General features: G+C 69.5%; 21 protein-coding genes. 6 read left to right on the top strand and 15 right to left on the bottom strand.

The features are described 5' to 3' along the window. Nucleotides 1-28 precede the first annotated feature (28 nt). Complete coding sequence (locus WA675_RS12630) at nucleotides 29-964, bottom strand: 4-(cytidine 5'-diphospho)-2-C-methyl-D-erythritol kinase (protein WP_336084427.1); 936 nt, start codon at nucleotides 962-964, stop codon at nucleotides 29-31. Between the two features lie 137 nt (nucleotides 965-1,101). Here WA675_RS12630 and WA675_RS12625 point away from each other — a divergent pair, with 137 nt between their 5' ends. Beyond that, nucleotides 1,102-1,305 (top strand): heavy-metal-associated domain-containing protein, encoded by a 204-nt coding sequence (locus WA675_RS12625; protein WP_336084426.1) that lies wholly within the window; start codon nucleotides 1,102-1,104, stop codon nucleotides 1,303-1,305. 365 nt (nucleotides 1,306-1,670) lie between these two features. On the opposite strand, the gene rsmA is transcribed toward WA675_RS12625, so the two are convergent. From rsmA to WA675_RS12605, 4 genes are all read right to left on the bottom strand, one after another. After that, a complete protein-coding gene (gene rsmA, locus WA675_RS12620; RefSeq protein WP_336084425.1) occupies nucleotides 1,671-2,552 on the bottom strand; it encodes a 16S rRNA (adenine(1518)-N(6)/adenine(1519)-N(6))-dimethyltransferase RsmA in 882 nt (293 codons plus the stop codon). Between the two features lie 34 nt (nucleotides 2,553-2,586). Continuing rightward, nucleotides 2,587-3,741: a lipase family protein gene (locus WA675_RS12615; protein ID WP_336084424.1), complete on the bottom strand. Its 1,155-nt coding sequence runs from the start codon at nucleotides 3,739-3,741 to the stop codon at nucleotides 2,587-2,589. A gap of 94 nt (nucleotides 3,742-3,835) precedes the next feature. Next, complete coding sequence (locus WA675_RS12610) at nucleotides 3,836-4,963, bottom strand: transglycosylase family protein (protein WP_336084423.1); 1,128 nt, start codon at nucleotides 4,961-4,963, stop codon at nucleotides 3,836-3,838. 160 nt (nucleotides 4,964-5,123) lie between these two features. After that, the gene (locus tag WA675_RS12605) at nucleotides 5,124-5,978 is read right to left on the bottom strand and encodes a TatD family hydrolase (protein ID WP_336084422.1); all 855 of its coding nucleotides are present in this window, start codon (nucleotides 5,976-5,978) and stop codon (nucleotides 5,124-5,126) included. Nucleotide 5,979: 1 nt separating this feature from the next. On the opposite strand from WA675_RS12605, the gene metG reads away from it, so the two are divergent. Further along, the gene (gene metG, locus WA675_RS12600) at nucleotides 5,980-7,548 is read left to right on the top strand and encodes a methionine--tRNA ligase (RefSeq protein ID WP_336084421.1); all 1,569 of its coding nucleotides are present in this window, start codon (nucleotides 5,980-5,982) and stop codon (nucleotides 7,546-7,548) included. 59 nt (nucleotides 7,549-7,607) lie between these two features. Here metG and WA675_RS12595 read toward each other — a convergent pair whose 3' ends face one another. The 4 genes from WA675_RS12595 to rsmI form a co-directional block, all read right to left on the bottom strand. Then, nucleotides 7,608-8,360 carry an isocitrate lyase/PEP mutase family protein gene (locus WA675_RS12595; RefSeq protein ID WP_336084420.1) on the bottom strand — a complete coding sequence of 251 codons (753 nt, stop codon included), beginning with the start codon at nucleotides 8,358-8,360 and terminating at the stop codon, nucleotides 7,608-7,610. 48 nt (nucleotides 8,361-8,408) lie between these two features. Continuing rightward, the gene (locus WA675_RS12590; protein WP_336084419.1) at nucleotides 8,409-8,753 is read right to left on the bottom strand and encodes a hypothetical protein; all 345 of its coding nucleotides are present in this window, start codon (nucleotides 8,751-8,753) and stop codon (nucleotides 8,409-8,411) included. 84 nt (nucleotides 8,754-8,837) lie between these two features. Next, complete coding sequence (locus WA675_RS12585; protein WP_336084418.1) at nucleotides 8,838-9,356, bottom strand: helix-turn-helix domain-containing protein; 519 nt, start codon at nucleotides 9,354-9,356, stop codon at nucleotides 8,838-8,840. A 43-nt stretch (nucleotides 9,357-9,399) separates the two neighbouring features. Beyond that, nucleotides 9,400-10,281, bottom strand: a complete 882-nt coding sequence (rsmI, locus tag WA675_RS12580) for a 16S rRNA (cytidine(1402)-2'-O)-methyltransferase (RefSeq protein ID WP_336084417.1) — start codon at nucleotides 10,279-10,281, stop codon at nucleotides 9,400-9,402. Between the two features lie 127 nt (nucleotides 10,282-10,408). Between rsmI and WA675_RS12575 the strand changes: the two genes are divergently transcribed. The 3 genes from WA675_RS12575 to WA675_RS12565 are packed head-to-tail and all read left to right on the top strand — an operon-like array spanning nucleotide 10,409 to nucleotide 12,579. After that, on the top strand, nucleotides 10,409-12,001 hold the full coding sequence (locus tag WA675_RS12575) for a dolichyl-phosphate-mannose--protein mannosyltransferase (RefSeq protein WP_336084537.1): 1,593 nt from the start codon (nucleotides 10,409-10,411) through the stop codon (nucleotides 11,999-12,001). Between the two features lie 33 nt (nucleotides 12,002-12,034). Further along, on the top strand, nucleotides 12,035-12,322 hold the full coding sequence (locus tag WA675_RS12570; RefSeq protein WP_336084416.1) for a type II toxin-antitoxin system Phd/YefM family antitoxin: 288 nt from the start codon (nucleotides 12,035-12,037) through the stop codon (nucleotides 12,320-12,322). Beyond that, nucleotides 12,319-12,579: a Txe/YoeB family addiction module toxin gene (locus WA675_RS12565; RefSeq protein WP_336084415.1), complete on the top strand. Its 261-nt coding sequence runs from the start codon at nucleotides 12,319-12,321 to the stop codon at nucleotides 12,577-12,579. The genes WA675_RS12570 and WA675_RS12565 overlap by 4 nt, the downstream gene beginning before the upstream one ends. A gap of 16 nt (nucleotides 12,580-12,595) precedes the next feature. Here WA675_RS12565 and WA675_RS12560 read toward each other — a convergent pair whose 3' ends face one another. Beyond that, complete coding sequence (locus WA675_RS12560) at nucleotides 12,596-12,955, bottom strand: GntR family transcriptional regulator (RefSeq protein WP_336084414.1); 360 nt, start codon at nucleotides 12,953-12,955, stop codon at nucleotides 12,596-12,598. 5 nt (nucleotides 12,956-12,960) lie between these two features. Then, entirely contained in the window at nucleotides 12,961-14,202 is a 1,242-nt protein-coding gene (gene arcA / locus WA675_RS12555; protein ID WP_336084413.1) for an arginine deiminase, read from the bottom strand. A gap of 133 nt (nucleotides 14,203-14,335) precedes the next feature. On the opposite strand from arcA, the gene soxR reads away from it, so the two are divergent. Beyond that, nucleotides 14,336-14,821 (top strand): redox-sensitive transcriptional activator SoxR, encoded by a 486-nt coding sequence (soxR, locus tag WA675_RS12550; protein ID WP_336084412.1) that lies wholly within the window; start codon nucleotides 14,336-14,338, stop codon nucleotides 14,819-14,821. Nucleotides 14,822-14,824: 3 nt separating this feature from the next. Here soxR and WA675_RS12545 read toward each other — a convergent pair whose 3' ends face one another. The 4 genes from WA675_RS12545 to WA675_RS12530 form a co-directional block, all read right to left on the bottom strand. Next, a complete protein-coding gene (locus tag WA675_RS12545) occupies nucleotides 14,825-15,415 on the bottom strand; it encodes a hypothetical protein (protein ID WP_336084411.1) in 591 nt (196 codons plus the stop codon). Beyond that, nucleotides 15,396-16,367 carry a WXG100 family type VII secretion target gene (locus WA675_RS12540; RefSeq protein WP_336084410.1) on the bottom strand — a complete coding sequence of 324 codons (972 nt, stop codon included), beginning with the start codon at nucleotides 16,365-16,367 and terminating at the stop codon, nucleotides 15,396-15,398. Before WA675_RS12540 ends, WA675_RS12545 begins: the two co-directional genes overlap by 20 nt. Before the next feature lie 87 nt (nucleotides 16,368-16,454). Beyond that, nucleotides 16,455-17,438: a GAF domain-containing protein gene (locus WA675_RS12535; RefSeq protein ID WP_336084409.1), complete on the bottom strand. Its 984-nt coding sequence runs from the start codon at nucleotides 17,436-17,438 to the stop codon at nucleotides 16,455-16,457. An 8-nt stretch (nucleotides 17,439-17,446) separates the two neighbouring features. Then, nucleotides 17,447-19,264, bottom strand: a complete 1,818-nt coding sequence (locus tag WA675_RS12530; RefSeq protein ID WP_336084536.1) for a putative bifunctional diguanylate cyclase/phosphodiesterase — start codon at nucleotides 19,262-19,264, stop codon at nucleotides 17,447-17,449. Nucleotides 19,265-19,283 lie beyond the last annotated feature (19 nt).

Raw genomic sequence — 19,283 nt, 5'->3', positions numbered from 1 at the left:
GGCGGCGGTCGGAGCCGCGCCGCCGGGCTCAGTGCTTGCCGTGCGCCTCGATGTCGAGCACCCGGGCGCCGGGGACCGGGCCGCTGGCCGTGCGCACGCTACGGCAGACGCCCGCCCCGGCGAGTTCGGCGGCCACCGCGACCGCGGCCTGTTCGGTCTCGCACAGGAAGGCACAGGTGGGTCCGGAGCCGGAGACGAGCCCGGCCAGGGCGCCCGCGCCGACCCCGGCGCGCAGGGTGCGGCGCAGGTCCGGTTTCAGCGACAGGGCGGCGGCCTGGAGGTCGTTGCCGAGCAGCGGGGCCAGGGTGTGCGGGTCGCCCGCGGCCAGGGCCTGCATGAGTTTCTGCGGGTCGCCCAGGCGTGGCGGGTCGCCCTCGGCGCGCAGCCGGTCGAGTTCGCGGAAGACCGCGGGGGTGGACAGGCCGTCCTTGGCCAGGGCGAGGACCCAGTGGAAGGTGTTGCGGGAGAGCACCGGAAGCAGGCGCTCGCCGCGGCCGGTGCCCAGCGCGGTGCCGCCGTGCAGGGAGAACGGGACGTCACTGCCGAGTTCGGCGGCGATGGCGGACAGTTCGTCGCGGCCCAGGCCCAGGTCCCAGAGTTCGTTCAGGCCGACCAGCGCGGCGGCGGCGTCGGCACTGCCGCCAGCCATCCCGCCCGCGACGGGGATGCCCTTGGCGATGGCGATCTCCACCAGCGGCGCGCGCCCGGCCAGATGGGCCAGGCGCACCGCGGCCTTCCAGACCAGGTTGGTGCGGTCGGTGGGCACCTCGGCGGCGCCCTCGCCGGAGACGCGCACCGTCAGCGAGGCGGACGGGGCCAGTTCGACATCGTCGGCGAGAGACAGGGCCTGGAACACTGTGGTCAGGTCGTGGTAGCCGTCCGGGCGCAGATCACCGACTCCGAGATGCAGGTTCACCTTCGAAGGGGCGCGCACGACGACCGGGCTGGGCACAACTGACAGCACGATCACCAAGCGTAACCGGTGGCACCGACGAGTTCGCGCGGTGAATCCACGGTCACGGTTGCGCCAGATACCCATGGGGGGTATGTTCGATCGTGTCGGGGACATCCCGAGGACGTCTGAGCGAGAAGGAGTCGGCCATGGCCACCACCACCTACACCGTCACGGGAATGACCTGCGGGCACTGCGCGAGTTCGGTCAAGGAGGAGATCGGCAAGATCGACGGCGTCACCAGCGTCGATGTCGACCTCGCCAGCGGCCTGGTCAAGGTGGACAGCGCCGCTGACCTCGCCCGCACCGATGTCGCCGCCGCCGTAGACGAAGCAGGCTACGAACTGCAGTGACATTTGGCGGCTGGCACCACAGGTTTTCGGCCCCTTGGGCCTCGCCGCCGAGGGGCGATACTCCGGCTTCGCCGTTACGTCTCGCCCCTCGGCGGCGAGGCGGCCGAAAACCTGTGGTGCGAGCGTCCTCGTTCATCGGTGATTCATCTTCTGCCGCCGCGCACCGAATCATCCACAGCGTCATCCACATCCGCTCACAACGGTGATGTGCGCGCATCGTCCGATGTGGCCCGGGCCATCCCCCGGCGACCATGATCAACACCGGACACCGCGAAAACCGGTTGTCCACAATTGCTTTCACAGGCGCCCGGCGTGAACGCCCGGTGTACTGCGGGTTCCGCCACGGAAACCCGGAATTCCGGCGGTCAGGCCTGCGCGGCGAGCCGCACGAAGGCGGCGGTGTCGAGGGTCTCGCCGCGCGCGGTCGGGTCGATGCCCGCGGCCACCAGCCTGCGCTCGGCCTCGGCGGGCGAGCCCGCCCAGCCGGACAGGGCCGCGCGCAGGGTCTTGCGGCGCTGGGCGAAGGCGGCGTCGATCACCTCGAAGACGCGGCGGCGATGCGCGTCGTCCATGGGCCAGGGCGCCTCGGCGTAGCGATCGATGCGGACCAGGCCCGATTCCACCCGGGGCACCGGCCAGAACACCTGGGTGCCCACCGCGCCCGCGCGCTTCACCTTGCCGAAGAAACCGGCCTTGACGCTGGGGACGCCGTACACCCGGTTGCCGGGTTCGGCGGCCAGCCGGTCGGCGACCTCGGCCTGCACCATTACCAGCGAGACCTGGATGCTCGGCAGTTCGGCCAGCAGGTGCAGCAGCACCGGCACGGCCACGTTGTAGGGCAGGTTCGCCACCAGCGCGGTCGGGGTGGCGGGCAGCTGGTCGGCGCGCACGCGCAGGGCGTCGGCCTCGACCACCCGCAGTCGCTCGGCCAGGCCGGGGGCGCGGTCGGCGACGGTCTCGGGCAGGTAGTTGGCGAGCACGGGGTCGATCTCGACGGCGACCACCTGGTCGACCACGTCGAGCAGGGCCAGCGTCAGCGAGCCGAGGCCGGGACCGACCTCGAGGACGGTGTCGGTGGGGCCGACTCCGGCGGCGGCGACGATGCGCCGCACGGTGTTGCCGTCGTGCACGAAGTTCTGCCCGAGCTGCTTGGTCGGCCGCACGCCGAAGCGCTCGGCCAGGGTCCGCACCTCGGCGGGACCGAGCAGGGCGGCGCTACCGCGCGCGGGAATCTCTGGTTCGGACACCGCTAGAACCTACCAACCCGGCCGATCGGCCAGCTCAGCGCTGCGGCGGGGCGGCGTGCACACGCGCGTGGAACTCGTCGATGGCGGTGCGCATCCGCGGGGAGACGGTGCCGTGCTCGCCGGTGCCGGGCACCACCTGCTGGTCGACACCGTTGGCGGCGAACTGGGCGACCAGCGCGCCGTGCAGCGGCGAGGGCACCACCACGTCGGTGACGTTCATGGTCAGCAGGATGGGCGCGTCGTAGCCGCTGGTCGGCAGGGCCATGTAGGTGGCGAGGACCTCGCGCAGCGGGGCGAGCGGCTTGGTCAGCATGTCCGACGGGTTGACGCCCTGGGCGCCGGTGAAGATCTCGTCGATGCACTGGTTCCCGGCGGCGTCGACGAGCGAGCGGCCCAGCGGGGTGAGGTACGAGTCGACGTCGGCCTCCGGGTGGGTGGCGCGCAGCCCGGCCAGGATGCTGACGATGAACGAGGAGGTCGCCCCGGACAGGCCGGGCACCTGCGGCAGCCCCGGCGCGGCCAGCGGCAGCACCTTCTCCACGTCCGAGGCCGCGTCCACGGCCACCGTGCCGCGGAAGTCGAGTTCGGGCGCGTACCAGGACTGCACGTGGGCGGTGCTGAGCGCGGCGTGCCCGCCCTGCGAGACACCGAACACACTCCAGGTACGCGACAGCGCCGGGTCGGCGGCGCGGGCGGCTCGGACCAGGTCGATGGTGGCGGTGGCCTCGCTGCGGACCTCGAGATAGGGGTGCGGACCGGTCTCGAAGCGGCCCAGGCCCAGGTAATCGGGGGCGACGACGGCGTAACCCTGATCGACCAGGCCCTTGATCAGCGCGTCCTCGGCGCCGCGGAAGCGCGGCAGCCGGGCGTCGGGATCGGTCTGGCCACCGCAGCCGGGGCCGGAGCCCGAGGTGCCGTGGTCGTAGGCGATGATCGGCCAGCCGGTGGCCGGGGCCGGGCCCTCGGGTACGAAGACCGCGCCGCTGGCGGGCCGCGAGACCCCGGCCGAGTCGGTCATCCAGTAGTCGAGGATTTTGCCGTTGGCCATGTCGCGCCAGCCCGCGGGCTGATCCTGCACCGCGATGACCTCGCCCGGCGCTTCCCCGGCGGCGGGGGCGAAGCCCGCGACCAGCAGCGTCGCGGCGGACAGTGCGGCGACGACCGTCGCGCGAATCGGGTTCTTCAGCACGGCATCATCTCTCGGCCAGGCGAGCACGGACCTGGGCGAGTGTACAGATCGCGGCGTCGCGCGCCGGGTCAGACGCGGCCGCGGGCGGTGGGTACTAGCTCAATCCGAGGCGGCCGGTGCAGGCAGGCCAGGCGCCCCAGCCCTGGCGGGCGCGGGTGACCTCGGCGATGGCGATCTGTTCCTCGCGGGTGGCCAGGTCGGCGCGGGGGGCGTACTTGAGGCCGCCCTGGCGCTCCCAGGTGCTCTGGTCGAACTGGATGCCGCCGTAGTAGCCGTTGCCGGTGTTGATGGCCCAGTTGCCGGTGGATTCGCAGCGGGCCAGTGCGTCCCAGATGGCGCCGTCGCGGACCTCGGGGACCTCGGTGCCGGGCTTGGCGCCCTTGCGGATTGTCTTGGGCTCGGCGGGGGTGATGACCTTCGAGTTCACCTGCACGCGACCGGCTTCCACGCCGTTGACGATGGTCACCGCGAAGGTGGCCTCGTGCAGGCCGGGGACGCCGGGATTCTCGACGACGGTGCGGCTCATGTTCATGGTGACGTCCTCGATCACCGTCTCGGTGGGCTCGAGCGGCAGCACCTCGGTGCGCTCCTCGGTGCGCTGCCGGGTGACGGTGATCGTCATGCCCTCGCGCAGCGGCGAGTCGGCGGCGGGCTCGGCGAAGTCCTCGGCCTGCAGCGGGACACCGGCGGCGGCGAGGAACTCACCGACCGTCGCGGCGGCCAGGCGCACGTCGACCGGGGCGGCGCCGCCGTCGGCGAGCGCGATGGTGCGCGGGGTGTAGACGCTGAGCGCGGCACCGGCCAGCGGGATCTTCTCCGAGCGGGTCGGCACCACGTGGGTGTCGGCCGGGATCTGCATCTGAGCCAGCGCGTCACCCGCGGTGGTGCCGGTGGTCCAGACCGTGCGCTCCACGCCGTCGACCGAGACGGTGATCTCGCGGCCGCGGTTGAGGGTGATGGTGGCGCCGTCGGCGACCTTGCTGCCCGCGGCCGGGATCACCTCGTCGTGCTCGGAGATCTCGTAGCCCGCGTCGGCCAGCACGGCGCGCACGTCCCCGGACATGGTGGAGAGCTCGGTGCGCTCACCGTCGACGACCAGGGCGACCGTCTTGTGGTTGACGATGGCCAGGGAGGCGCCGACGAGAAGAATCAGCAGCATGGCCGCCACCGCCGCGTACAGCAGCGGCGAGCGAGACGAGTTGATCCGCGCGAAAGCCGACATGGTTACGGAACGATAACGACCAACCCGCCGGTGGACAACACCGAGCGCCCGGATCAGGGGGTACGCGGATCACGATCCGGCATCGTCAGCGCTGGTACGTCACGAGATAGACAAATCTATGTGACGCGTATCACGTTTGCTGTCCAGTCCCCTACCCGGCTCAGCGGATGCGGTAGAGGCGTCGCGCGTTGGCGGTGGTGATCTCGGCCAGCTCCCGCGGGTCCTGCTCGCGCACCTCGGCCAGCGCGCGCACCGTGTAGGGCAGGCAGTACGACTCGTTGGGCGCTCCGCGATACGGGTGCGGGGTGAGATACGGCGCGTCGGTCTCGACCAGGATCTGGTCGTCGGGCACCAGCTTGGCCGCCTCGCGCAGCTCGTGCGCGTTCTTGAAGCTGACCGTGCCGGAGAAGCTGAGCACATAGCCCTCGGCCACGCACGCCTCGGCCATGGTGGCGTCGGAGGAGAAGCAGTGGAAGATCACCGTGTCCGGGGCGCCCTCGTCGAGCAGCACGGTGAGCAGGTCGTGGTCGGCCTCGCGATTGTGGATCATCAGCGGCTTGCGGACCCGTTTGGCCAGCTCGATGTGCCAGCGGAAGCCGTCGATCTGGGTCTCGATATCGGCGCAGCCGTCGAGCTTGCCGGGCCAGTAGTAGTCCAGCCCGGTCTCGCCGACGGCGACCACGCGCGGGTCGGTGGCGAGGTACTCCAGCTCGGCCTTGGCCTTGTCGTCGAGGGCGTTCGCGCGCGTCGGATGCAGGGCGACGGCGGCGTACACGCGCGGATCCCAGTTCGCCGCCCGCACGGCCCACTGCGCGGCGGCGAGGTCGTCGGCGACGGTGACCACCTGCCCGACACCCACCGCGGCGGCCCGATCGACGATCACCGAGGTCGAGGCGGCATCGGTCGCACCGCAGGCGTCGAGATGGGTGTGCGCGTCGATCAGCGGCGCGAGCGGCGGCGGAGGAGGCGGAGCCGGACGATTCGTGTTTGCCACGCGGATTACAGTAGTTGGCATCATGAGCGCATCCGAAGGCGCCGAGGCGCCCGCCTTCTACATCACCACGGCCATCGCATACCCGAACGGTGCGCCGCACATGGGGCACGCGTACGAGTACATCTCGACCGACGCGCTGGCCCGGTTCAAGCGGCTCGACGGGTACGACGTGTTCTTCATGACCGGCACCGACGTGCACGGCCAGAAGATGCAGCAGACCGCAGCCACCGAGGGCGTCCCGGTGCAGGAGCTCGCGGCGCGCAACTCGGATGTGTTCGAGGCGATGGACAAGGCGCTCGACATCTCCTTCGACCGCTTCATCCGCACCACCGACGACGACCACAAGGCCGCCAGCATCGCCATCTGGCAGCGGATGCTCGCCGCGGGCGACATCTACCTGGGCAACTACTCCGGCTGGTACTCGGTGCGCGACGAGGCCTTCTACACCGAGGAGGAGACCACCCTCCTCGACGACGGCACCCGCATCTCCACCGAGACGCAGACCCCGGTCACCTGGACCGAGGAGTCGAACTACTTCTTCAAGCTTTCCGAGTACCAGGACAAGCTGCTCGCCCTCTACGAGGAGCACCCGGAGTTCATCGCGCCCGCGACCCGGCGCAACGAGATCGTCAGCTACGTCAAGGCCGGGCTGAAGGATCTGTCGATCTCCCGGACCACCTTCGACTGGGGCGTGCCGGTGCCGAGCCAGCCCGACCACGTGATGTACGTGTGGGTCGACGCACTCACCAACTATCTGACCGGCGTCGGCTTCCCGAACACCGAGTCCCCGGCCTTCCAGAAGTACTGGCCCGCCAATGTGCACATCATCGGCAAGGACATCACCCGCTTCCACACGGTGTATTGGCCCGCGTTCCTGATGTCGGCCGGGATCGCGCTGCCGGACCGGGTGTTCGTGCACGGGTTCCTGTACAACAAGGGCGAGAAGATGTCGAAGTCGACGGGCAATGTCGTCGACCCGCTCAGCCTGGTGTCCACCTACGGCCTGGACCAGGTGCGGTTCTTCCTGCTGCGCGAGATCTCCTACGGTCAGGACGGCAGCTACAGCAACGACGCCATCGCGGGCCGGATCAACGCCGACCTGGCCAACGAGTTCGGCAATCTGGTGCAGCGCAGCCTGACCATGGTCAACAAGAACTGCGACGCGCAGGTGCCCGCGCCGGGCGCGTTCACCGCCGACGACCAGGCCCTGCTCGACCGCGCGAATGCCCTGCTCGAGCGCTGCCGCGCCGAGTTCGACGTCCAGCAGATGCATCTCGCGCTGGAGGCGATCTGGCTGACGCTGGGTGAGACCAACCGCTACTTCTCCGCCAACGCGCCCTGGGCCCTGCGCAAGTCGGGCACCGAGGAGGACCTGGCGCGGATGGCGACGGTCCTCTACGTCACCCTCGAGGTGGTGCGGATCGTGGCGATCCTGGTGCAGCCGGTGATGCCGGGTTCGGCCGCCAAGATCCTGGACCTGCTCGGCCAGCAGGACCGGACCTTCGCCGATATCGCCACGCCGCTGGTACCCGGGACCGCGCTGCCCGCGCCGGAGCCGGTGTTCCCGCGCTACGTGGAACCGAAGGAATAGCCCCACACGACGACGACGCGCGACGGAATGCCGCGCGCCGTCGCCGTTTCCGGGCTCGCTCAGGCCCAGGCGGCCAGCAGCCGCGACGCCTCCGCGCCCAGCGCCGCTTGCAGCAGCGGCCCGAAGCTGATCCGCGCCACGCCCAGCGCCGCGAAGTGTTCCCTGGCCGGATTCTCCGGCTTGGTCACGACATTCACCGGCAACGGCAGTTCACCGGTGAGCCGCAGCAGTACCTCGTCGCTGTGCCAGCCCACCGGGTACAGCACATCGGCGCCCGCGTCGGCGGCCAGCCGCAGCCGGGCGATGGCCCGGTCGACCCGATCGGCCTCGTCCCCGTCTTGACGCAGGAACAGGTCGGTGCGCGCGTTCACCACCAGGTGCACCCCCGCCGCGTCGGCAGCCGCGCGCAGCCCGCCCACGAACGCCGCATGCTCCTCGGGCGCCCGCAGCCGCTTGCCCTCACCGTGCACGGTGTCCTCGATATTGAGGCCCACCGCCCCCGCCCCGAGCAGCCCCTCGACGATCGCGGCAGGCTCGAGCCCATACCCCGACTCCACATCCACTGATACCGGCACCTCAACCGCCCCGGTCACCTGCGCCACCCGAGCCAACAGCTCCTCGAAACTCATCCCCTCCCCATCACTGCGCCCCACCGAGTCGGCCACCGGGTGGCTCCCCATCGTCAATCCCGAAAACCCTCCCGCCACAGCAACATTCGCCGACCACGCATCCCACACCGTCGGCAGCACCACCGGGTCCCCCGGCCGATGCAGTTCGAGCAGAGTCTTCGCTTTCGCATCCAGAGAGGTCATACCGCGATGATGCCGCACCCAGCGGAATAGCGCCGGGAAAGATCGCCGTCACATGCCCTCGACCAAAACGGCTTCGATCTCGCGGGCGAATCTGGACGCGTTGGCCGCACCGAGCGCGACCACGATCTCAGGGACCGTGACCGGCGGGTTCCTTCGTCGACCAGCCATCTCGATCAGGCTCGACAGCATCACGCTCGGACTCAGATCGAAGACGTCTAGCAGGAAATCGTCCGAGCTGATCGCGTGCAGACCCCACCTAGCGAGCGCGTCTACGGGGAAATGCTTGAGATTGTCGGTAACGATCGCTTCGGCGTTGCCTCGCACGGCGGCCGCGACCACATGCCGGTCCGCGATATCGGGCAGGCCGGTCGCTCCACAGCGGACAAAAGGCATGCCGCGTGGCCAGCGTGAGAAGTAGATCCGATTTCACGATGGGAACGAGAACGCACGCATCCAGCACCACCCGAAATCCGGACATCAGCCCTCCGCGGTTCTCGCGGCCCGTGCCTCCTCGACAGCTTGTAGGTACGCGTCGACCGGGGGGTCGTACAGACCGTCGCCCTCGGCATCACGGACAAGGTCATCGAGTACATCGGTTCGTTCCGCCCGCCGACGTTCCTGGTAATCGAGCACATCGCTGAGCAACAGCCGCCGGTGCCTGCTGCCGGACGGCTTCTCACAAGGAAGCTCCCCCTTTTCCAGCAACTTGATCAGTGTCGGCCGACTGATTCCGAGCAGGTCCGCGGCCTGCTGCGTCGTCAGGCACTGCTCCACCGGCGCGATGGTCACGGCTCGACGCTTACGCATCGCATCGACGACCTGGACAAGTACCTCGTACACCTCTACCGGGAGCGGAATTTGCTGGCCATCGGGGCCGAGCAGGGCGGCAGGCTCGTCGTGCTGCTCCAAAAAGACGGACAGATCCAGCAGTTCACGCAGATCTTCGGGCGGCAGGACCGTGCCCTTCCGCCGAGCTTCCCGATGAATGCCTGTCATGAATACAGGATCAGGCAAATTCGAAAAAATCGCAACCGCATGTTCAGTCGGTAGTGCGGGCGGCGAGGACGGCTTCGTAGAGGTCCTTGCGGGAGGCGCCGCGGCCCGCGGACACTTCGGCGCAGGCGTCTTTGAGGCGCATGCCGCCCGCGACGAGCGTTTCGACCTCGGTGACCAGGTCGGCGGCATCGGCGGTGGGGGGCTGGGCGCCCGCCAGGACCACGGTGATCTCGCCGCGGGCGCCCTCGACCGACCAGGCCGCCAGTTCGGCGAGGGTGCCGCGCACGACTTCCTCGTAGGTCTTGGTGAGTTCGCGGCAGACGGCGGCGCGGCGGTCGGGGCCGAGCACGGCGACGGCGTCGGCCAGGCAGTCGGCCAGCCGGTGTGGGGCCTCGAAGAACACGCAGGCGCGCTGTTCGGAGGTCAAGGTGCGCAACCACTCCCGGCGCTGGCCGCTCTTGCGCGGCGCGAAGCCGTCGAAGCAGAAGCGTTCCACCGGCAGGCCCGACAGCGCCAGCGCGGTGGTCACCGCGGACGGCCCGGGCAGGCAGGTGACCGGCAGCTCGCGGTCCACCGCGGCGGCGACCAGCCGGTAGCCGGGGTCGCTGACCGAGGGCATGCCCGCGTCGGTGACCAGCAGCACGGTCAGCCCGCTCGCGATGTCGTCGAGCAGGGCGGGGATGCGGGCGGTCTCGACGTGGTCGTAGAAGCTGACCACCCGGCCGGTGATCTCCACCCCCAGCGCCTTGGCCAGGGCGCGGGTGCGCCGGGTGTCCTCGGCGGCGACCACGTCGGCCGAGCCGAGCGCGTCGCGCAGGCGCTGGGACGCGTCACCGATATCGCCCATCGGGGTAGCCGCTAGGACCAGCACAGTTGACGTCCCGCCTCTCCGTAGTTCCGCCCGGCTCGATCGGGGTCGATCCATTCTGTCAGGCGTGGGTAACCGGGCCGTCCCGGCCTGTGCGCGGCCACGGGGCGACGGTGTCGAATCGGACTTCGACGGGCGCACCGCCTACGATCGGGGCGTGATCCCGGTGACCGAACCACGCGCGATGTCGCGACCCGTGCCCGGGGTGGTCGCTCCCGGACCCCTGCGCCCGGCCCCGGATTTCGGTCCGCTCGACACCGCGCGCGGCTGGGCGGTCACCCTCACGCTCACCCTGATCGCGGCGATCACCCGTTTCGCGAACCTGAACTACCCCACCGACGCGCGCACCCCCGTCTTCGACGAGAAGCACTACGCGCCGCAGGCCTGGCAGATGGTCACCAACGGCGGCGTGGAGGACAACCCCGCCTACGGCCTGGTGGTGCATCCGCCGGTCGGCAAGCAGTTCATCGCGATCAGCGAGGCGATCTTCGGCTACAACGCCTGGGGCTGGCGCGGCACCGCGGCGCTGGCCGGGACGATCCTGGTGCTGCTGGTGATCCGGATCGTGCGGCGGATGGCCCGCTCGACGCTGATCGGCGCGTTCGCGGGCGTCCTGCTCATCGCCGACGGCCTGACCTTCGTGTCCTCCCGCATCGGCATGCTCGACATCTTCATGGCGCTGCTGGTGACGGCCGCGTTCGGCTGCCTGATCGTCGACCGCGACGAGGTGCGACAGCGGATGGCCGCGGCCGACCTGGCCGGGCGGGTCGGCGTCACCGCCTGGGGACCGCGACTGGGCGTGCGCTGGTGGCGCTTCGGCGCGGGCGTGCTGCTCGGCCTGGCCTGCGGCACCAAGTGGTCGGGCATGTACTTCATCATGTTCTTCGGCCTGATGTGCGTGGCCTTCGACGTGAGCGCCCGGCGCGCCTACGGCGTGCGCAAGCCGTGGCTCGGCACCGCGGTGCGCGATATCGGACCCGCGCTCTACGCGCTGGTCGCCGTCCCGCTGGTCACCTATCTCGCCACCTACTGGGCCTGGTTCGCCAGCGAATCCAGCGTCTACCGCTATTCCGTCGGCAATCCGGCGACCACCAAGGAAGCGATCGGCACCGACGGCTTCTGGTCGCACGTGGCCCCCGACGCCCTGCGCTCGCTCTGGTACTACAGCGCCCGCACCCTGGAATTCCACACCGAACTCACCAATTCCTCGGGCAATCACCACCCCTGGGAATCCAAGCCGTGGACCTGGCCGATGGGCTTGCGCCCGATGCTGTACTACTACGCCGACGGCTCGGTGAGCGGCTGCGGCGAGGCACAATGCGTCAAAGCCATGATGGCCGTCGGCACACCCGCGCTGTGGTGGCTGGCGCTGCCCGCGCTGGGCTGGATGATCTGGCGTTCGGTGGTGCGCCGCGACTGGCGCTACGCGGCCGTGCTGGTGGGCTACGGCGCCGGACTGCTGCCCTGGTTCCTCACCCTGGACCGGCAGATGTACTTCTTCTACGCGGTGGTACTCGCCCCGTTCCTGGTCATGGGCGTGGCCCTGATCCTCGGCGACATCCTCGGCTCGGCCCGGCCCGCGGGCATCCCACGCAGCCCCACCGGCACCTATCTGCCCGCTCCGGTCAACGAGCGCTATGCCCTCGGGCTGCTCATCGCCAGCATCTATCTGGCGCTGGTGATCGCGAACTTCGTGTGGCTGTGGCCGATTCTCACCGCCCAGCCGATCAGCCCGGCCAGCTGGCAGGACCACCTCTGGCTCCCCAGCTGGCGCTGAGCCTTCCGTACAGACTCCCTGTACATTTGTTTCATGAGGCAGATCAGCTACACCGAGGCACGAGCGACTCTGGCCAAGGTGCTCGATACCGCGACCGACGACCTGGAAGAGGTGGTCGTCACCAGGGCCGGTCACGAGCCCGCGGTCGTCGTCTCACTTCGCGAGTACGAAGCGTTGAAGGAGACCGCGCACCTGCTCGGAACCCCGGCCAACGCCCGGCATCTGCAGCGCGGCCTGGAACAGTACGCGGCGGGCGGCTTCGTCCCGCGCGAGCGGCTCGACGTTCCCGAGGACGATTCCGACGCACCCGGTGTCGCGTGAAGCTGGACTTCGCCGAGGACGCCTGGGCCGACTACGAATGGACCGTCGCCAACGACCGGGCAGCCGCCCGCAAGATCAACCGGCTCTTCGACGACATCATCGCCAACGGGCAAGCCGACGGCATGGGCAAGCCGGAGCCGTTGCGACACAACCTTTCCGGCTGGTGGTCGCGCCGGATCACCCAGGAGCATCGGCTCGTCTACCGGGTCGACGGCGACGTGATCCGGGTGCTGTCGTGCCGCCATCGTTACGAATGAGATCCCGAACGGGCGGTCAGACGTCCAGCGCGCGGCGGACGAACTCGACGGCGTCGCGGTCGGACAGGCCGAGACGCCGGATCGTGGCGATGTAGTCGACGGCCGCGCGGCCCGCGATATCGCGGGTGGGGTCGCCGGAGGAGGCGATGAAAGAGCCTTGGCGGCCCCGGGTTTCGAGGACGCCGTCGGCTTCGAGTTCGCGGTAGGCGCGGGCGACGGTATTGGGGGCGATCCCCAGGTCGGCGGCCAGGGCGCGGACGGTGGGGATCTTGGTGCCCGCGGTGAGGGTGCCCGCGCGGACCTGTTCGATCACCGCCATCCGCAACTGCTCGTAGGGCGGCTGGGCCGACTCGGTGGACAGCTCGACGTGGAACACGGCGCTCAGACCTCGTCTCTGGACAGCGGGCAGGACATACAGCGCGGACCACCGCGCCCGGACCCCAGCTCCGAACCGGAGATGGTGAGGACCTCGATCCCGGCGTCGGCCAGGCGCGAATTGGTCATCTCGTTGCGCTCGTAGGCGACCACCACGCCCGGTGCCAGGGCCAGGGTGTTGTTGCCGTCGTCCCATTGTTCCCGTTCCGCGGTGACCCCGTCGCGCCCGGTGTCGATCACCCGCAGCTTCGCGATATTCATGGCGGCCGCCGCCGCGGGCAGGAACGGTTCCGGGCCGCTGATGCTGATCCGCTCCAGATCACCGCGGGCGGCGAAACCGTCCTCGCGGCGGATCGTGAACGCCCGCAGGGTGTCCCGCACGCCGGGGTACATCACCACCGCGTCGGTGTCGACCATGGTGCACACAGTGTCCAGGTGCATGGTGGCGCGGTTCTGCGCTATCGGCACCACCAGCACGGTGTGCGCCAGATCGTCGTCGAAGAGGCTGCGTGCCAGCGCTTCCGCGCCCGCGGGCGAGGTGCGCTCCCCCACCCCGACCGCCACCACGCCCGGCGCTAGCAGCAGCACGTCACCGCCCTCGATCGGCGCGGTATGCGATTCGTAGGCCCGCCGCACCCCGAGGAAGCGCGGGTGGAAGGCGTAGACCAGATCGGTGATCGAGGTCTCCCGGATCCGGGCGGGCAGCGCCAGCGAGGTGATCGCCACCTTGGGCCCGATCCAGAACGAGGAATCGCGGGTGAACAGCAGATTCGGCAGCGGATCGATGACGAAATCGGCACCGTGGTGCATCCGCCGCACCAGCGAGGTGGTGTCGGGGCCGAAGGGCAGCTCGTCGAAGGTCATGCCCGCCATCAGGATGTCGGCGAGCTCGCGGGCCTCGACCTTGCGCAGTTCGGCGGCGAGCTGATCGGCCAGGCCGTGGCCGAGCCGACGCGCGTCGACGGCCGCGGAGATGCCCTGGATGCGCGCGGCGCCGCTCACGGCCAGGGTCTCGGCGAGCAGGTCGGCCAGCAGCAGCACCTCCACCCCGCGTTCGCGCAGCAGCGCGGCGAAGGCGTCGTGCTCGGCCTGGGCCCGCTCGACCCACGGGATGCCGTCGAAGAGCAGCTGGTCGTTATTACTGGGGGTGAGCCTGCGTAGTTCGTCACCGGGCCGGTGCAGCAGCACCGTGCGCAGCGTGCTGACCTCGGAGGTGACGGCCAGGCGCGTGTCGGGGGCGGTTCCCATGCGCAAACGGTAATCCGAACCACGCGGGTCGGCACGGAAGACCCGCAGACCAGCGGCGATCGAGTCCGCCCGTTTTCGTACACGCGACAAAGACCTCAAGTATTGTTGAGGTGAAGTGGGAGGAGAGCAGGAAATGACGACGGCCGATTGGCAAACGAAGGAGCTGACCCCCGGTCAGCTCTCCGATCGTAGTGGAGTTGCAGTGTCCGCGTTGCACTTCTACGAACGCGAAGGTCTCATATCGAGTCGTCGAACCAGCGGCAATCAACGCCGCTACGCTCGGGAAACGCTGCGCCGCGTCGCCTTCATCCGCATCTCCCAGCGTGTCGGCATCCCACTCAGTGAGATCCGCTCGGCCCTGGACCGCCTCCCCGAAGGCCGCACCCCCACCCGCCGCGACTGGGAAACCCTGTCCACCACCTGGCGCGCCGACCTCGACGACCGCATCACCCAACTCACCCGCCTCCGCGACAACCTCACCGGGTGCATCGGCTGCGGATGCCTGTCCCTGGGGTCTTGCAAATTGGTCAACGAACAGGATCATCTCGGCGCCGAAGGGCCCGGTGCGCGGGTGCTGGATGTACAGCTGAACTGCCCGACCCGACTGGTCTGCGAGTGACTGTCACCTGAAGTAGTACCAATAGCCACCGAGATGGACATACCTGGTGTCGATTGTGCTGGTGGGGATTTGGCCATCCGGAAGGTACATGAACCCGCTGGTGGCACCGGGGTAGTACCTCGCCAGAGAGAACTTACAATCCCCACGGGGACCACCGATAATATGGTGGAACTCGTAATTGCCGATCGTTTCACTCTTGTACGGAACGCCGAAACGTCCGCTTTCTAGCGCGTCGCACCGGGCGGCCGCCCGATCCATCTCACCGCGCGTCATCAGCCAACCGATCCGGCCCGGAACATAAAGCCCCGACAGCACGATCGTGGCGATGATGAACACCGGAACCAGCAGCCCCCACCGCCACCACTTCGCGTATTTCTTCACTCCGGCGATAATCACCAAGACCAACCACACCAGCACCGGAACGGCGAGCACGGGAGCGACGAAGAGCACGACCTCATCGTCGTCGAACACCGGCACGCTCGCCCACACACGCCAGGCGCAGCACAGGAAGGTCGCGACAACCGCTACCGACATCACCGCTTTCCATGCGGTCGGCAGCGGTGACCGGACACGGTCAGACACTTCCGTCGTCACGGCGATACTCCTTGCCGTCCCCGTTCACATCCCGGGTTTCACTTTCATTGTTGATGTACCGGTTCGTCGGATCCGTATTCGCCGTGTACTCGCTGACGTGCTTGACCCCACGTTCGTCGACCCAGAGCAGCACCGCCTTGTCGTCGTAGACGCCGTTGCCACCGTTCGCCGCGGTGTTGGTCTCCTTGCGAATCGCGAGCAGATTCTTCTGATCGGCACCCGAATCGAAGGTTCCCCCATTTCTTTCGATCATGGCCTTGTAGTAGTCGTACTTGGCGTCGATTTCCTGCTGCGCGCGCGACGTCTGGCCCGGGGCCTGGATATCGGGGTCCGAGATGTTCTTCGGGCTGGCCAGCAAGGTAGTGGAATCGCCGTCGGGCAGGTTCGAGAACGCCTTCTCGATCGCGGCCTGCACCGAGGACGCCGCCGTGCGCGCGTTGTCCAGGGCCTGCTTCACCGCGGTGGTCGACGCGTCGGCGTCCACCTGCAACGCACCCGCCGCCACCGTGTACGACGAGGCGTCGGGTAACTGCGATAGCAGCGTCTGATGCGTGCTCGCGGAGATCGTGGTCGTGCCATCCGTGCCGACCTCGTACCCCTTGGCCTCCGCCGACTTCACCGCATTCGCGACGGCGGTCTTGGCGGAGTCGAGTGTGCCCGCACCCGCTTGTGCCGCGGCGGCACCGTCCTGCAACGCGGTGATGAATGTCTTTGCCTTGGTGCGGGTCTCGTCGTGACTGGTACGCATGGCCTCCGCCGCGCTGCCGGTCCAGAAATCGCGCCCCGCGTCGACCGCGCGATACATCCGGTCGTCGAAATCGGTGAGCTGCGCCGCCTGCGTCGACCACGTGTTCCCGCGCGTCGACAAGGTCGCAGGCTCCCAGGCCAGCACCTGCGCCACCGTCAGCGCCTGCGCGACCGCCGCGGACTCATCCGCCCCGAGTGTCGTCATGATCCCCACCTCCCGTATCACCCTTCGCGCGCCACGCTAGCACCAGCAGGTTCGAGAGACCGTCGAGACCGGAAGCGGGAGGAGAGGTTACGGGCTCGCGGAGTCGGTCCAGACGCGGAGGAGGCCGTGGCCGGTGGCGGCGGTGGTGATGGTTACCACTTCGGCGTTGGCGCGGATCCAGTCGGATTCGGCGAAGCGGAGGTGCAGGGTGAGGCGGCGGGGGGTGCCGGGGGTGCGGGCGGCCGCGGCGCAGGCGGCGCGGAGGGCGGCGTGGTCGGCGGGGGCGATGGTGGGGCGTTCGACGGCCCAGCGGTCGAGGGGTGGTGGGGGTTCGCCCGCCCATTCGTAGATGACGGCACTGGACAGCAGGATGAAACCGACGCCGACGCCGGTGCGCTGGGAGACCGCGCGCAGCATGAGGACGTCGGGGTCGACGGCGGCCGCGTCGGCGTCGAGTTCGGGGATGGCGTGCATCAGGGCGCTGACGCGGCGCAGGCGCGGGCGGGCGCGGGTGATCATCTGGAAGCGGCGCACGCAGTCGTCGTCGCCTGCCATGTCGACCTCGCCCTGCCAGTGCCCGCCGGGGGCCATGTCGGTGGCCACCGCGAAGTAGTCGACCCGGCCGTCGAAGCGCACCATCCGGCCGAACGCGTCCGGCGGCGTGCGGACCACCTGGACGTCCGCGGGGTCGCGGGCGAAGACTAGTTCTTCCAAACCCGGTCCGTGATAGGCGAGTTCGGACTCGGCCTCCCAGTCCCAGGCCGCCACCCGGCGCCGCGCGCGCACGGGCGCGTCGGCCGGGCCGAGCCAGACCTGCACCCCGTGGATGCCGCCGAAGGCGCAGCGCACCGGTTCGGTGAGCACCAGCGTGTCACCGGCGACGTGCCGCCCGGACTCCCCCGCGCGACCCCGCCGCACCGCGTCGAGCACCAGCCGGGCCGGTCCGGGCCCGAGCACCCGCGACCAGCGCGGAGCCGGAATCCATTGTCTCGCTTGCGCGTCCGTGGCGACCAGGGTGGGTGTGAGATCCTCGGTGAGGGTCTCCACCAGTAACCATCCGTCGGCCGACATCGCCGCCGTCAGCTCGGCGCCACGCCGCGGCCCGCGCGGGGCAGATCGAGGTCGAGCGGGATGCGACCCTCCCGCAGCTGGGCCTCGACATCCTCGGCGGGCATCGGACGGGCGATCAGGAAGCCCTGGGCGCGATAGCAACCCAGGCCGACCAGCGTGCGCGCGGCCATCGGCGTCTCGACGCCCTCGCCGACCACGCCGAGGCCGAAGGACCCGGCCAGGCCGATGATCGACTTCACGATGGCCAGGTCGTCGTTGCTGTCACCGAGGCGCTGCACGAAACCGCGGTCGATCTTCACCGCGTCCACCGGCAGCGCCTTGAGATGCGACAGCGAGCTGTAGCCGGTGCCGAAATCGTCGATGGCGATCTGCACGCCCATGCGCTTGAGGCCGCGAAGGGTGAGCCGCGTGCGCACGAGATCCTGGACGACGACGTGTTCGGTGATCTCCAGGCAGACCGAGCTGCCGTCGATGCCGAACAGCCGCAGGATGTCCTCGATGCGCTCCACGAAATCGGCGCTGACCAGCTGCACCGGCGACACATTGATCCGGATGACGACATTGGCCGCCAGCCCGCGCCTGCGCCAGTCGGCGAATTGCGAACAGGCCGAACGGATCACCCACCGGCCGAGCTCACCGGCCAGATTGGTGGCCTCGGCGACGGAGACGAACGCGCCCGGCGGCAGCAGGCCGCGGGTGGGATGCTGCCAGCGCACCAGCGCCTCGAGCGCCACGATCCGGCCGGTGCGCAGGTCCACCTCGGGCTGATAGTGCAGCACCAGCGAGCCGTCGGAGACCGCGCTGCGCAGGTTCAGCTCCACATCGTCCTGGAGTTCGAACTGCGCGCGCATGGCGTCGGTGAACACCGCGACCCCGTTGCCGCCGCCGGACTTGGCCGACAGCAGCGCGTGATCGGCCCGGCGCAGCACGTCCGATACCGAGGTCTCGCCCGGAATGCCCACCGCCACACCGACACTCACGCCCCGGCTGACCGACTCCTGGCCGACCGAGACCCGGCGCCCGATCAGCTGCTGGATGCGGGTGGCCTCGAGTTCCGCGGCGACCGCGTCCATGGGGGCGGCGGGCACGATGACGAACTCGTCGCCGCCGAGCCGGGCGATCATGTCGCCGGGCTCGAGGTTCTGTTTGAGCCTGCGCGCGAGGGTGCGGATGAAATTGTCGCCCGCGCTGTGGCCGAGGAAGTCGTTGAGGGCCTTGAGCCGGTCGAGATCGAGGAAGAAGGTGGCGACCGGGCCGGGGTTGTCGGGATGCAGCCGGTCTTCCATGTATTCGAGCAGGGCGCGGCGGTTGGCCAGGCCGGTCAGGTCGTCGTGCAGGGCGATGTAGCGCAGCTTCTCCTCGGCCACCACGCGGGCCTGGAGCTGGGCGAACAGCGCCGAGATGGCCTTGAGGACATTGAGCTCGCGTTGCGACCAAGCCCGGTCGCCCATCTTCACGAAGCCGAGCACGCCGGTGGACTCCCCGCGCGAGACCAGCGGCACGCAGGCCATGGCCACCTCGGGGATGCCCGAACCCTGGCGGATCGTCTCCTGGTAGTCGGCACTGTCGTTGCCGGGGCGCACGATCAGCGGCTCGACCGCGAATTCGAGGGCCCGGAACACCGAGTCGGCGTGTTCGAACTCGACCACGCGCAGCGGGTCGGGATCGGGCACGTCCACCCGGCGCGGCCACTCCGCGACCAGCACGGTCGCGCGGCGCGCGCGGTCGGTGTGGCGCAGGTAGCTGAAGTCGACGTCGAAGTGCTCCACCAGAGAGGCGAGAACCCGCTCGCTCGCCGCCACCATGGTCGTGGCGTCGACACCCATCAACTCGGAGGCGACCTGG

Origin of the sequence: Nocardia sp. SSK8, assembly GCF_037034205.1 — a bacterium.
Taxonomy (GTDB): domain Bacteria; phylum Actinomycetota; class Actinomycetes; order Mycobacteriales; family Mycobacteriaceae; genus Nocardia.
Note: the sequence above shows the minus strand (reverse complement) of the source record. Positions and strands in the feature narration are given on the sequence as shown.